The 13513-nt window shown below is 69.9% G+C and carries 13 protein-coding genes; 5 read left to right on the top strand and 8 right to left on the bottom strand.

Annotated elements, in window-relative coordinates:
• Nucleotides 1-2824: Tn3 family transposase (locus tag Q9G87_RS52080; protein ID WP_305924135.1), on the bottom strand; the 2824-nt coding region annotated here is incomplete at its 3' end.
• 258 nt (nt 2825-3082) lie between these two features.
• Here Q9G87_RS52080 and Q9G87_RS52075 point away from each other — a divergent pair.
• A complete protein-coding gene (locus Q9G87_RS52075; RefSeq protein ID WP_305924134.1) occupies nt 3083-3526 on the top strand; it encodes a hypothetical protein in 444 nt (147 codons plus the stop codon).
• Nucleotides 3527-3552: 26 nt separating this feature from the next.
• Here Q9G87_RS52075 and Q9G87_RS52070 read toward each other — a convergent pair whose 3' ends face one another.
• On the bottom strand, nt 3553-4209 hold the full coding sequence (locus tag Q9G87_RS52070) for a DUF998 domain-containing protein (RefSeq protein WP_305924133.1): 657 nt from the start codon (nt 4207-4209) through the stop codon (nt 3553-3555).
• A 147-nt stretch (nt 4210-4356) separates the two neighbouring features.
• Between Q9G87_RS52070 and Q9G87_RS52065 the strand changes: the two genes are divergently transcribed.
• Nucleotides 4357-4866 carry a GbsR/MarR family transcriptional regulator gene (locus Q9G87_RS52065; protein WP_305924132.1) on the top strand — a complete coding sequence of 170 codons (510 nt, stop codon included), beginning with the start codon at nt 4357-4359 and terminating at the stop codon, nt 4864-4866.
• Nucleotides 4863-6083, top strand: coding sequence for an FAD-dependent monooxygenase (locus Q9G87_RS52060; protein ID WP_305924131.1), 1221 nt, complete (start codon nt 4863-4865; stop codon nt 6081-6083). Before Q9G87_RS52065 ends, Q9G87_RS52060 begins: the two co-directional genes overlap by 4 nt.
• Nucleotides 6084-6188: 105 nt before the next feature.
• Here Q9G87_RS52060 and Q9G87_RS52055 read toward each other — a convergent pair whose 3' ends face one another.
• Nucleotides 6189-7694 (bottom strand): MFS transporter, encoded by a 1506-nt coding sequence (locus Q9G87_RS52055; RefSeq protein WP_305924130.1) that lies wholly within the window; start codon nt 7692-7694, stop codon nt 6189-6191.
• Nucleotides 7695-7755: 61 nt separating this feature from the next.
• Nucleotides 7756-8250: a DUF6653 family protein gene (locus Q9G87_RS52050; RefSeq protein ID WP_305924129.1), complete on the bottom strand. Its 495-nt coding sequence runs from the start codon at nt 8248-8250 to the stop codon at nt 7756-7758.
• A 98-nt stretch (nt 8251-8348) separates the two neighbouring features.
• On the opposite strand from Q9G87_RS52050, the gene Q9G87_RS52045 reads away from it, so the two are divergent.
• Nucleotides 8349-8819 carry a GbsR/MarR family transcriptional regulator gene (locus Q9G87_RS52045; RefSeq protein ID WP_305924128.1) on the top strand — a complete coding sequence of 157 codons (471 nt, stop codon included), beginning with the start codon at nt 8349-8351 and terminating at the stop codon, nt 8817-8819.
• 194 nt (nt 8820-9013) lie between these two features.
• Here Q9G87_RS52045 and Q9G87_RS52040 read toward each other — a convergent pair whose 3' ends face one another.
• From Q9G87_RS52040 to Q9G87_RS52030, 4 genes are read right to left on the bottom strand one after another with little or no spacing between them, the layout of a single operon-like run.
• Entirely contained in the window at nt 9014-10108 is a 1095-nt protein-coding gene (locus tag Q9G87_RS52040; protein ID WP_305924127.1) for an FAD-dependent monooxygenase, read from the bottom strand.
• Between the two features lie 34 nt (nt 10109-10142).
• The gene (locus tag Q9G87_RS61100) at nt 10143-10724 is read right to left on the bottom strand and encodes a Rossmann-fold NAD(P)-binding domain-containing protein (protein WP_371825968.1); all 582 of its coding nucleotides are present in this window, start codon (nt 10722-10724) and stop codon (nt 10143-10145) included.
• The gene (locus Q9G87_RS61095) at nt 10679-11143 is read right to left on the bottom strand and encodes an NAD(P)H-binding protein (protein ID WP_371825967.1); all 465 of its coding nucleotides are present in this window, start codon (nt 11141-11143) and stop codon (nt 10679-10681) included. Before Q9G87_RS61095 ends, Q9G87_RS61100 begins: the two co-directional genes overlap by 46 nt.
• Nucleotides 11140-12768, bottom strand: coding sequence for a CocE/NonD family hydrolase (locus Q9G87_RS52030; protein WP_305924126.1), 1629 nt, complete (start codon nt 12766-12768; stop codon nt 11140-11142). The genes Q9G87_RS61095 and Q9G87_RS52030 overlap by 4 nt, the downstream gene beginning before the upstream one ends.
• A gap of 166 nt (nt 12769-12934) precedes the next feature.
• Between Q9G87_RS52030 and Q9G87_RS52025 the strand changes: the two genes are divergently transcribed.
• Nucleotides 12935-13405, top strand: a complete 471-nt coding sequence (locus tag Q9G87_RS52025) for a GbsR/MarR family transcriptional regulator (protein ID WP_305924125.1) — start codon at nt 12935-12937, stop codon at nt 13403-13405.
• Nucleotides 13406-13513 lie beyond the last annotated feature (108 nt).

Here is a 13513-nt window from a genome sequence, read left to right as displayed (position 1 = left end):
CGCCGTGACCGGGTCGATGCCCTCGCGGTCGCACATCGTCAGATACTCGGCCAGGCCGCAGGCGTAAGCGTCGATCGTTCGGGGCGCTCGCCCCAAGTCCGTCCATATCCGCAGCCACTCGGCCGCCTGCTCGTGCCGGTCGAGCACCGGCCACTTCTCCTCCAGCACCACCGTGCTGCCCAATGGATCTCCTCAGTCCGTGGTCCGATAGGAGAATGATCATTCCTACCGTCAGATTCCACGTAACTAATACGAACACGCTCTTGACCGCCTTGCCGAGTTCCTCGATGGCCTTGTAGGTGGGGTGCTTGGGGCCGCCGCGGGTGAAGCGGCGCAGCACCTGCTCGGCCTCGGCCGTGCCCAGCCGCAAGGCGGTGGCGTACTTCACCAGCTGGTCGTACTGCTGAGCGATGATCTCCCAGTCGATCGGCTTGTCGGCCACCATGCCGGTCAGGCAGGACGGGACCTGGTCATCGGCGTCGGCCTTCACCAGCTTCTGCCGGGCGATGTTCTTCATCCGCGGCAGCAGCTTGAACCCCAGCAAGTAGGAGAACGCGAACCCGACCAGCGACTGGCCATGACTATCTGTGTACTGGCGATCGATGGTGGCGTCGGTGCAGTGCCGCAGCACGCCCTCCATCATCGCGGCGACCTCGGAGGCGTTGCAGGAGCGAAGCTGGGAGTAGACGCACACCGACTTGCGGTCCACGTGCCAATAGATCATGACGCCGGGGCCGCCGTACCGGGCGTGGTACTCAGTCATCAGGTTCGACGACCACGACCCGAACTTCTTCGAGTCCGACGCGCACGCGGTGCCGTTGCCCCACCACAGCGGATCCCGCATCCTCAAGGTGGCGTTGACCAGGGTCGCGATCGCCGCTCGCAGGTTGTCGCGGTTGACGAACAGATGCCGGGTCGCCCGCAGGGCCGCCTCGGTCTCGCCATGGCGGCCGCCGTCGGCGACCCGCTTGATCCCCACATTCGTGCCCAGCGCGTACAGCACCAGCAGCAGGCGTTTGCGGATCACTTCCCGCGGGGTCGCCTCCCTGGTCGCGACCGTGGTGAACGCGCCGGTGAAGTCGGTGACGAAGTCCGACTCCTTCAAGAAGTCCAGCAGGTCGATGATCCCCCAGCGGGCGGCGACCTCGGTGTGCAGCGCCCGCAGGTTCTCCGGAACCTTCAGCTTGCCCAGGTCGGGGATGTGCCAGCGCGGCTCGCCGCGGTGCGTCTTCACCTTCGTGCCGCCGGACTTGTTCCTGCTGATCGCCTGGCCGCAGGCCGCCATCGAGGCGCGCATCGCCTCTTTCAGCGTGGCGATGAACACGCTGGCATCCAACGGTTGGCGCAGGTTCTCGTAGTGGACGTCGCGGTTGTCCTCGAAGTCGGTCGGCAGGTCTTCCTCGGGGTTGCGCCAGCGGCGGGCGCCGGCGACGTAGATCTCGCGGCGGCGCAGTGCGTCCTTCAGCGACACGATCACGCACAGCTCGTAGGAGGCCCGCTCGATGACCCCGTTGTCGTCGACGACCGCTTCCAGCCAGCCGTCCGGTACCACCCCTTGGATGGGGACGTTCTCGGACGCTTCGTAGTGGCGGGTGGTGTTCGGGATGTCGGCATAACGCTGCAGCAGGTCCAGGGCGTCCATAACCGGCCGGTAGGCGGTGTTGTTGCACTTGAACTCGATCGCGGCCAGCAGCTTGGGCAGCATCCGCCGGTAGTAGGAGGTGTAGGAGCTGGTCAGCACCGTCCGCACGCGGGCCTTGTAAGCGCTGGCGTCCGCCTTGGCCTCGGCCACCAGCGCCTTTAGCGTCGCCTCGCCACCCGGCACTGCGGGGAAGACAACCTGCCGGACCGTGCCCTCCGGAGCCCGCAGCGAGGCCTCGGCGATCGAGAACAGCTTCTCGGTCTTGCGGTGCACCTTCTTGGCCTCAGCCTCGATCGCCTTCTCGACCTTCCGCTCCGCCCGTGTGTTGATCTTCGACACCAGGCCGATGAACAGATCGACCAGCGCGTCCGTGATCTCCGTCGTCCGCGACCACGCCAACGCGGCCACCAACGTCAACCGGACCGGCGGCTGGTTGGCCGCGAAATCCGACGGATGCGAGGCCATCGCCCGCGCCCGCCAGGAGGCCACCAGCCGATCCGAATAACCTCCGAACAGATCCGCCGACAGCCCCAGCGCCTTGGCCCGCCGCAGCTTGACAATCTCCTCCAGCAGCGTCTCCAGCCCCAGCCGCCCAGGGTCGGACTTCAGCTCCAGCAGGAACCCGTCCTCACCCGTGGCCAGCTCCCACAGCGCCCGCGCCGAGTCCGCCGACAACCCGTTCAGCACGTGCAGGCAAAACTCCCGCTCGAACCGCGCCCGGCCCGCTCCTGCGATCCGCTCCACCCGGCCCGGTGGCTCGATCTTCAACGTCCGGCAGCGGGACAGAAGCGCCGCCCGCAGCCCCTCGTCCGTGAACACCATCGGGCAGATCTTGTCCGCCAGCCACTCAGCCAGCACGTCCTCATCCGCCCGGGTCGACTCCCGAAACCCCAGCGCTTCCCGCACCTGGGCCCGGTGTCGCTCGATCGACCGGCCCGACCAGTCGTAGTCCGCCAGCAACGCCGGCTCGACCTTCACCTGGCCGGCCACGTAGTCCACCGCGGCTTTGGGCAGCTCACCAACGTGTCGCGGGAACCGGCCCTCCTGCTCGAAGAACTTCAGCATCAGGCCGAACCCCAGACGGGTCGCCCCCGTCTTGTTTCCCACCAGCTCCCAGTCGTCGTCCAGCAGCGTCCACGCCGCGATCAGCTCTTCCGGCTCCCACTCCCGACGCATCCGCATCCGCCCTCTGTCCGACTGTCTCCGACGCGAACACGATCAAGCAGAAGCGCCACGCAGCCAGCAGCATTCACCGCTCCGAAATGATCACGAACTGCAATCGTGATCTCTCGATCTGCTACCTGGCGGCTGGGGACATGTTCGGGAGCGGAGGGCCTACACCTGCGCCTTGGAGCGGATTCTCGGTATTGACGATGGGTCGATCGTGCTGGCCGACCCCGCCGTACTACGTCCATGGTTCACCCCGAAGGGAGACGAGCGGTGACGATCGTCCTGGCAGTCCTGATGGCGCTGTTCTACCTGCAGGGCCTGGTCAAGTTCGGCCTGTGGCTTGTGGTCCCCTACAGCACCAGGATCAAGCGGATCTCCTCCTACTACGCCCGCGACCAGCGCGTCATCGGCGTCTACGACACCGTCACACTCCTGTGCGTCGTGGCCATCGTCGTCCTGCAGTTCGTCTCCGGGATGAACGCGCCGAGCTTCGTGGCCGGACTGCTCGTCGGCATGAACCTCATCCAAATCTTCTTCCACCGCTTCAACCGGCCGCTGCCCGACGACAGGCAGCCACCTGAGCCTGCGCCCAACATGACGATGTCGTACGCCATCCAGGCCGCTCCTGTCCTCGGCTGGCGGGAGATCATCGTCATGGTGGCGCTGTCGGCCTGGGCTCTGTACGTCATCGTCGCCGAGATGCTGCTGGGCTGAAGCAGCCGCGCGTGACTCGCCGCCGATCAGTGCTCGGTGGACTGGCGGCGCAGCAGGTGTACGCCTATCGCGATGATCCAGGCAAAGCCGGTGAGCAGGGACAGGTGTTCCAGTAGGCCGGCAGGGGCCGGTCGCCAGATGCCCAAGGTGTCCAGGCGGTAGGCGATGCCGGCGGCGAAGGCGAAGACGATGACACCGGTCCCGGACAGGCGGGAGTAGACCGCCCAGGCACGGCTGGTCTCCTGCAGTCGTCTGGCCAGGACGAAGGCGGCGGCGCTGAGCCCGGCGAACAGCATGAGACCGGCCACTTGGTGAATCCGGCCGTCGGCGGTGACGATCTCCGGTTGGCCGGGCGGGTAACCGAGTGCGGGATCGGTGGGCACCAGCCCGGCCGCGACCAGGCCCGCCGCCGTGGCCGCGAGCAGGATCGGCCCCCAGGTCGCGCCGCGCCCGGATCGCAGGGCGCGGCGGACTCCGGCGGCGAAGGCGGCCAGCAGCAGCCCGCCGAGCACGAAGTTGATCGTCTGCAGCCAGGCGCGCTCGCCGGTGCCGAGCTGGCTGGCGCCGTGATGCCACAGGCTGTAGCCGGGCCGGGTGGCGCCGTCGGCCCACAGCAGCGCCGGCACCAGGACGCCGGCGGCGATGCCGCCGTACAGCAGCACCGACAGGGTGCGAGATGACATCGGGGAAAGTCCTCCTGTTTCTCCGCGACAGATCGTCGCGGGCCGACCAGACTTCCCGGCTCTCCCACAGCACGCCCCGGCCGGGGCATATCCTGATACAGCGACTTTAGCGCATACTGAAACAACTGCAAGAGGAGGAGGTCCGGCGTGACCGAGCAGGAACCGTTGCTGGAGTGGGTGGAGCGGGTGGCCATGTATCTGGCCCGCGACGGGGTGCCGCCGATCGCCGGGCGGGTGCTGGGCTGGCTGATGGCCTGTGACCCGCCGGAGCAGTCGGCGGGGCAGATCAGCGCGGCGATCGGCGCCAGCCGCGCCTCGCTGACCTCCAACCTGCGGCTGCTGACCGGCATGGGGTTTCTGACCTGGCGCACCCGCCCGGGCGAGCGGACCGTCTACTACCGGATGGCCACCGACGCCTGGGCGGTGGTGGCCCGCCAGCAGATCGCCGGCATCACCTCCTTCCTTGACATCACCCGCGACGGCCTGGACCTGGTCGGCCCGGACGACGAGAGAGCCGCGCGCATCCGCCAGGCGCACGCCACCTTCGAATGGATGGCAGGCGTGTTCAAGGGCGCGCCGCCCCTGCACCCCGACCCCGCCAGCGACCATGCCGGCGACGAGCCCGCAGGCGATCTTGACGATGAGGAGACACCATGACCGGAACGGCGATCGTGGTCGGCGGCGGCATCGGCGGACTGGCCACCGCCGTGGCCCTGCACCGGATCGGCTGGCAGGCCGTCGTGCTGGAGCGAGCGGCCGAGTTGCGCGAGATCGGCGCCGGCATGTCCCAGGCCCCGAACGCCATGCGCGCGCTGGCCGAGCTCGGCGTGGGTGAACAGGCGGGCGCAGCCGGGGTGCCCACCTACTCCGCCGGCAACCTGCGTCTGCCGGACGGTCGCTACCTGCAACGGGCCCGCCCCGGCGACCCGACGCCCCTGCTCGCCTTTCACCGTGCGGACCTGCATCGGGTGCTGCTGGAGGCGGTGCCCGCCGGATGGGTGCGCGCCGGCGCGGAGGTCACCGGCATCCAGCACGACTCCGGCGCGGTGACGGTGACGTGGAGCGGCGGCGAGGCCAGCGCCGACCTGGTGATCGGCGCGGACGGCATCCGCAGCACGGTGCGGCGGCTGCTGTGGCCGGACGCGCCGCCGCCGCGTTTCCTGGGCCGCACCGCCTGGCTCGGCATCGCCGACACCGAGGCCGACACCGAGGCCGGCACCGGCGCCTTTGCGGACGCCGACGGGCTGTCCGGCAGCATCACCATGGGAGTCGGCGGCTACTTCCTGATCCACCCGATCAGCCGCGGCCGGGCCTACTGGGCCTACGTCACCACCTCCGACCAGCCCGGCGTCCGCAACGAGGACGAGAAGAGTGAGGCGGCCCGCCGCCTCACCGGCTGGCACGAGCCCATCCCGGCGCTGATCGCGGCCACCCCGGCCCAGGCGGTGATCCATATCGACATCTGCGACCTGGACCCGCTGCCCACCTACGTCCGCGGCCGGGTGGCGCTGCTCGGCGACGCCGCGCACGCGATGAGCCCGGATCGCGGCCAGGGCGCCGGGCAGTCGATCGAGGACGCGGTTGTACTTGCCGCCGCCCTCGCCGACGAGCCCGCCGACGAGCCCGCCGGTGAGTCCACGGTCGAGGCCGCGCTACGCCGCTACGACACCGAGCGCCGCCCGCGCACCCAGGCCACCGCCCGGGGCGCCCGCGCCGACGGCCGCCGCACCACGTCGGCGGCCGCACACCGGGCACTGGTCAGCATGATCCGGCTGATGCCCGCACCGCTGTGGCGCAAGGGCATCACCGCCGACGGCAACGCCACCTGGCGATGGCAGCCACCACACCTGCCGTCGCCGACCACGCGCCTCTGAGCCGGGCCGGCCGGATGCCGGACCCTGGTCACCTCATCCCTCACCGCGGCAGGATTGCGGCAGGATTGCGGCAGGGTGATCGGGGCCTGCTGGGCTTGCATCCTTCTATCGGGTGAGCTCAGCCGCCACGGGGGTGGCGGCTGGGTCTGCCGGACGTGATCGAGTGCGCAGCAGGATGAACGCCAGCACGGCGGCGACGGTGGCCAGCGTGGCACCGGTCACCATGCCGAAGGACATCGCCTCGACGAAGGCCGCGCGAGCGACGGTGGCGATGTTCCCGTCGCCGAGGGCCATGGCGCCGGCGAGCGACTGCCTGGCCGTGGCGGGCAGGCCGGGCGGCATGGCGGCGGTGTAGGCGGTGGCCAGGACGCTGCCCAGGGTGGCGATGCCGAGGGCGCTGCCCGCCTGGGACAGAGTGCTGTTCATCGCCGATCCTGCTCCGGCGTGCGCGGGCGGGATGGCCGCCATGAGCGCGGTGACCGCGGCCGGTGCGGCCAGCCCGGCGCCCATCCCCATGGCCGCCAGGGCTGTGGCCAGCACCGGGTATCCGTCGCCGGGGGTGATGGACCACAGCACCAGGAACCCTCCGGCGGTGATCAGCATGCCGACGCTCACCATGGCCCGGGTGCTGACCTTCTTGGCCAGCGTCGCGCCCACGATGTTGAAGAGCGCTGAGGAGCCGGCGAACGGCAGCAGCGCCATCCCTGCCTGCAAGACGCCGTAGCCGAGGACGAGCTGAACATACTGGGTCAGCGCCAGTATCATCCCAGCTGCGGCGAAGGCCAGCAGCATCACCGAGAAGGTCCCGCCGCAGAAGTTGCGATCGCCGAAGACCCGCAGCGGCAGCATCGGATGCGGGCTGCGCAGCTCCCAGATCACGAACGCCACGAGGAGCGTGATCCCGGCGGCGAGTGCACCGCCGGTTCCGACCGATCCCCAGCCACGCTGCGGGGCCGCGATGATCGACCAGACCACGGCGATCATGCCGAGGGTGCACAACAGCGCGCCGAGCACATCGGGCCGGACGGCGGGGCCGGTCGACTCGGGCATCATCGCCGCGGCGGCGATGATCGCGATGGCGGCGACGGGCACGTTGATCAGGAAGACCGAGCCCCACCAGAAGTGATCGAGGAGCAGGCCGCCCAGCGACGGTCCGGCCAGGATCCCGGCCAGGGAGACCGCGCTCCAGGCGGCGATCGCCGTGCGCCGCTCGCCTTCGTCGAACACGGTGATCAGGATGGACATGGTGCTCGGCATGACCAGCGATCCGCCGACGCCCATCAGCGCGCGCCCGGCGATCAGCTGTGCGGGGCCGGTGGCGAGGGCGGCGGCGATCGACGCGACGCCGAACACCACCAGCCCGATGATCAGCAGGCGTTTGCGGCCGAACCGGTCGGACAATCCGCCTGCGGTCAGCAGCAGGCCTGCGTAGGCGAGCGTGTACGCGCTGATGATCCATTGAATGTCGGCCGTGCCGGCGTCCAGCTCGCGCATCAGCGCGGGGATGGCCAGGTTGAGGACCGTGTTGTCGATCACCAGGACCAGCACGCTCAGGCAGAGCGCGCCGAGGATCCACCAACGGCGAGGGTGTGAGGTACCGGGGGTGTGCATGTGCCTTCTCTGCTTCTCCCTAAGGACGGCACGGCTGGTGAGGCCGTCGGCCGTCCCACATTCAGTCCTGCCGGTCGGTTCTGCTGGCGGCGTCGCTCTGGTGCTGTTCGAACAGCAGCCCGTAGCGGTCGATCCGCCACAGCTGGGCCAGCACGAGCAGCGTGGTGCCGAAGATGAGCGGCCAGATGCTGAGCGCGGCCAGCCCCCAGGCGATGAAGCCGAACCCGGCCAGCCCGGCGGCGATCAGCCAGCGCAGCACCCGCTGATGGGCTCGCGGTGCGTGGCCGGTGACGTGGAGCTGTTCGCCGTAGATGCCCTTGGCGGCCCAGCTGACGGGCTCGACCGGGCCGAAGATGTGGACGTTCAGCCACAGCCAGGCGATGACGGCCGCGACGCCGATCAGGCACCACCAGCCGAGCCAGGCGCGGCTCCAGACGGCCGTCTCCATTGCGGGGATGGCGGCGAAGCGGGTCCACACGCTCCACGGGTTGGCGTGGCGTTTCCACGCCTGGTCGGTCATGCCGAAGGTCTGGGCCACGCCCTGCTTGGCGCTCATGTCTGTCTCCGTTCACGAGGTGAATGCTTTCTCAGCTCTGACCGTATAGAACTTTCAGAGATCTGTAAACATTCAGAGTGTTGGGTATCATCGTCGATATGGACAGCAGGCAACGGCTGCGCGACGCCGCGGAGAAGCTCGCCCTCACCCTGTCGCAGGGCGGCATGCAGAAGACGACCGCCCGGGTGATGACCGCGCTGCTCTACACCGAGCAGGACACGATGACCGCCGCCGACCTGTGCCAGGAGCTGTCGATCAGCTCGGGCGCGGTCTCCACCGCGGTCAAGCAGCTCCTCCCCATCGGCCTGATCGAACGCGTCCCGGCGCCGGGCAGCCGCCGCGACCACTACCGCTTCCGCCGGGGCGCCTGGGCCACCCTGATGTCACAGCAGAACGCGATGCTCGCCACCATGGGCGAAGCCGCTCAGGAAGGCATCAACGCGGCAGGCGAGGACAGCGTCACCAGCCGGCGCCTGCACGAGATGCGCGACTTCTACACCTACATGACGAACGAGATGATCCCGCTCATCGACAGGTGGCGAGAACGCTACGCCGCCGAGCGAAACTGACCGGCCCACATGGCGCTACAAGATGAAAGGGGGGAGCAGCCCACGTCGCGTTGTGGCGCACGGCCATCGCCGCCGACGGCAACGCCGCCTGACGATGGTGGCCGCCACCGATGGGTTCACTCAGCCTTTGATGAAGCGTCGGGTCATGTACCGGCGTACCAGCGGCAGGGCGGCCAGGCGCAGTGGGAGCTGGGTCAGCCACAGCAGCAGCGGGTTGGCGGGGGCGTAGACGCCTTTGACCCGGCGGCCGAGTTTCTGCTTCGCCTCCACCTCGGGCCGTAGTGCCGTCTCCCAGGCGGCCAGGGCGGCGCCGATGTCGCCGGGGTGGCGTTCCAGTTCGGTGCCGAGCCGGTCGGCGCCGCCGATGGCCAGGGCGGAGCCGTAGCCGGCGAACAGGGTGACGCACCAGGCGGCGTCGCCGAGCAGGACCACGCGGTCGCGGCTCCAGGGGGGGCGACGACCTGGCTGATGGTGTCGAAGTAGACCGAGTCGGTCCTCGCCATGCTTGCCAGGACCTCGGGGATGACCCAGCCGAGATCTCCGTACACCTGGGGTAGCACCGTGGCGGGGTCGTCGCCCCGGTCGTCGCCCCGGTCGTCGTGGCGGGCGCCGCGCTCGGTGCGGTAGCCGAAGAAGGCGACGTTGCGGTCGTCTCCGGCGCTGATGACCGCGACCGTGCGGCCGCCCGCGGACAGGGTGCCGGCGGTGCCGGGCGCGATGGAGGCGGGGCGCCGGTCGAGCATGTACACGGCGACCCTGTGCCCCAGGTCGAGCAGGTAGTCCTCCTCAGGCCCGAAGACCAGGGCGCGGGTGGCCGAGTGCAGGCCGTCGGCGCCGATCAGCAGGTCCGCGTGCTCCACGGTGCCGTCGCTGAGGGTGGCGTGCACGGCGCGGGTGTCCTGGTCGACGGCGGTGATGGTGGTGGCGAAGCGGATCTCGGCGCTGTCGCGGACCGTGTCGTACAGGACGGTTTCGATGTCGCCGCGCAGGATGTTCATCGTCCGGGGGCCCATGGTCGCGGCGATGATCTCGCGGCCCAGGGAGAAACGCCGCTGGCCGTTGGGCTTGTGGTAGACGATTTCCTCGGTGACGAAGGCCCGCTGCAGCAGGTCGGGCAGGATGCCCATGCGTTCGGCGGCGTCGTAGCCGAGGCCGCCGAAGGTGACGGCGTAGCCGCCGCTACGGCGCGTGGGGGCGCGTTCGATGATGAGGCTGTCCCAGCCGATCTGGGACAGCCGCAGGGCGGCGGCCAGGCCGGCGATGCCGGCTCCGATGATGATGGCGCGCATGAAGGGTTCCTTGCTGAAGAGCTGGTGGAGGGGGTTAGAGCTGGTCGAGGACGCGCTGTTCGGCGGCGGGGTCGAGCCAGGTGTCGGGTGAGGGGGCGTCCGGGCGCGGGGCGGGGTCGCCTTCGGCCTGCAGCCAGGCCCAGGTGTCGGCGAGCGTGTCGCGCAGCGGCCGGGTGGTCAGCCCGGCGGCGAAGGCGGCGCTGACGTCGGCGTCGTTCATGCCGGTCGGCGTCGGGTCGTGCGGGAAGCGCAACCCGAACTCCATGCCCAGCCACACGCCCTCCCGGCGCAGCAGTTCCTCGCTCGCCCACACCAGCTCGGCGTCGAACCCGGTCACCTCCAGCGCCGTCTCCAGCAACTGCCCGATCGTCACCGCGCCCGGGCGGCCGGTCACCGTGTAGGCGCCGCCGAGGCCGCGTTCGGCGCACTGCAGCATCCAGGCCGCCATGTCGCGGACGTCGATGTACTGCACCACCGCGTCCGCCGGGCCGGAAGCCAGCACCCGGCCGCCTTTCTCCAGGCGACGCAGCCACCACGGGATGCGGCCGACGTCCTCATACGGTCCCAGGATCATCCCGGCCCTGGCCAGCAGCGCCCGCTCACCGTAGGCCTCGATGGCGGCCAGCTCGCCGCCGCGCTTGGCGGCGGCGTAGTCGGTACTGTCGTCGCTGTCGGGGTCGCCGTCGACGAGCGGGGCGCTCTCGTCCGCGCCCCGCTCGTCGACGGCCAGCGGTGCACGCCGCGGCTGGAGACGTAGCCGTAGTGGCCGGTGCGGCCGGCCAGCAGACGGGCGCTGTCGCGCACGACGCGTGGCGCCCAGGCCCAGGTGTCGACGACGGCGTCCCACTCCTGACCGGCGAGCGCGGCGGCGAGCGCCGCGGTGTCGGTGCGGTCGGCGACGAGCGCCCGGACGCCGGGGGCCGGTGGGCGGCTGAGGCCGCGGTTGAGCGTGCTCACCTCATCCCCGCGCTCCAGCGCGGTCTCGACGAGGGCGCGGCCCACGTGGTGGGTGCCGCCGAGAACGAGCAGTTTCATGACGCTCCAAGAGTCAAGGGGAGCCAGAGGGCTGACGGGTGGGAGGGGTCGTGGAAGATTTCGTGCTCTGACGTGCGGAGCTCGCGCCCTGTGGCCAAGGGTTGGCCGGTGCCCGGGTTGCGGCCGTAGCGGGGGTGGGCGCCGCTGGAGACCTGCAGCCGGATCCGGTGGCCGCGGGCGAAGCGGTGGGCCAGCGGCCACAGCTCGATGTCGACCGCGCGTATGCCGCCGGTGTGTGGGTCGCCGGGCTGGTTCAGCCGGATGATGCCGTCGCACAGGTTGAGCGAGCGGCCGCGGGGACTCACGTCACACAGGCGGGCGAAGTAGTCGACGTCCGGGAGGGATGATCGGGCGTGCAGGCGGACCCGTACCGGGCCGATGACCTCGATGTCCTCGGCCAGGGGCGTGGTGGTGAAGGTGAGGACGTCGGCTCTGGCTTCGATGGCGCGGTTGTCTTTGGGGCCAGCGGAGGTGCTCACCGCTGTCCCGCCCACGGTGGGGGTCGGGTCGCCGGGGTCGTAGCGGTAGCGGCTGGGGCTCGCCTCACGTTCGGGTTCTTCGAGGCTCAGCCGCTCGCCCGGGTGCAGATACCAGTTGGTGGGTTGGTGGGCGGGCGGCCAGCCGGGCAAGTCCAGCCACCGGTTGGCGCCGGTGACGAAGATCCGCGCCCCCGCGGGGGCGGCCTCGTCGTTCATGGCCGCGTCCAGGGCGGCCAGCGCGTCCTTCATGCCGTCGCGGGTGTACAGGCCGCGGCCGTGCCCCCACGGTCCGACCAGCAGCCGGACCTCGCGCCCGGCGGCTAGCAGGCGTGCATGGTCGGCCAGCATGCTGGCCAGGAAGAAGTCGTACCAGCCGCCCTGCAGGTGCACCCGGGGCGGCATCCGCTCGGTGTTGGCGCGGTGGTCCATGCGCGCCCAGTATGCCTGATCTGGTCCGTTGCTGATCCACTCCTCAAACCAGCTCACCCGGTGCCCGGTGAGCGTGCGATCGGCCTGCTCCAGCGGAAGGGTGAGGGTGGCGTGGCGCAACTTGCGGCCGGCGGTGAAGGTGGCCAGCAACTGCCGGGGCACGGAGAAGTTCCCGCTGAACATGGTGTCCACGAGCTGGACCCAGCCCAGCGCGTTGCCCAGCGCGAACGCGCCGCCCGGGTACATGAAGTGCTCGGCGAAGGCCGACGGCGCGTCCTGGATCAGGGCGATCTTCCACTCCGGGATGTGCCGGGCGGCCAGCTCCCACTGGACGAGGCCGAGGTAGCTGGCTCCCCAGGTGGCCAGCGAGCCGCCGAACCAGGGCTGGGCGCGCAGCCTGGTCAGCGTGCCGTCGGCGTCGGCGGGGTCGATGGTGAAGCCGTCGAAGCGGCCGCCGGAGCCGGCCGTGCCGCGCAGGCTCTGATACAGCACCTGGTAGCCGCGCTCGGCCAGCAGCTTCGGCAGCTGATCGAGCGCGTTACCCCGGCCGTACGGGCTGCGCAGCAGCACCAGCGGCGGCCGGTCCAGATCGGCCGGGTAGTAGTGGGTGGCCAGCAGTCGCACGCCGTCGGCGGCCGGGATCTCGACGTTGCGCCGTATCCGTACCGGGTGCCGGATGGCGGGACGTACACCGAACAGGCGGCTCAGCAAGGTCATCGGGTCATCTCCTCGTCGGCACGTGAGCGAACTCACGTCGCCGACCAGGCTTCCCGGCACACCATCGAATCTCCGGAACGGAGCCGATGTCAGCAATATAGCGAATCTTCAGAAAATTCTGAATCCTTCTGAGGTTCGCTATCCTGTCGGATATCGGAGGTGGCGGGTGAACGACAGAGACGAGCAGTGGCAGGCGGCCGAACGGCTGGCCCTGACCCTGACCGAAGGCGGCTTGCAGCGCATGGCCGCCCGGACGCTGGCGGTGTTCCTGTTCACCGACGCCGAGACGGTCACCATGGGCGAGATCGCCGACCGGCTCGGCGTCAGCGCCGGCTCGGTCTCCGGCTCGGTCAAGTCCCTGCTATCCGTCGGCCTGATCGAACGCCTGCCCGCACCCGGCAGTCGCCGCGAGCACTACCGACTCCGCGACGACGCCTGGGCCACCCTGTTCACCAGCCAGAACACCCTCATCCAGCTCATGCTCGCCGCCGCCGAGACCGGCATCGCCACGACCACAGCCGGCGATCCCGCACATCGACGGCTGACGCAGATGCGCGACTTCTACCAGTTCATGCTCAAGGAGATCCCCACCTTGCTGCATCGCTGGCAGGAGCATCAGGCCACCCACTCCAGATGATCTTTCCTGCGAAGGCCGAAGCTGGGGCTCGCTCCGCGCACGGCCAGCCGATTCTCTTCAGGAAAGAGCCTTTTCCTGAAGAGAACTGTCTCCTGCCGCTGAGGTCTG

The organism is Nonomuraea turcica (assembly GCF_030718205.1).
In the GTDB taxonomy this organism is placed as follows: Bacteria; Actinomycetota; Actinomycetes; order Streptosporangiales; family Streptosporangiaceae; genus Nonomuraea.
Note: the sequence above shows the minus strand (reverse complement) of the source record. Positions and strands in the feature narration are given on the sequence as shown.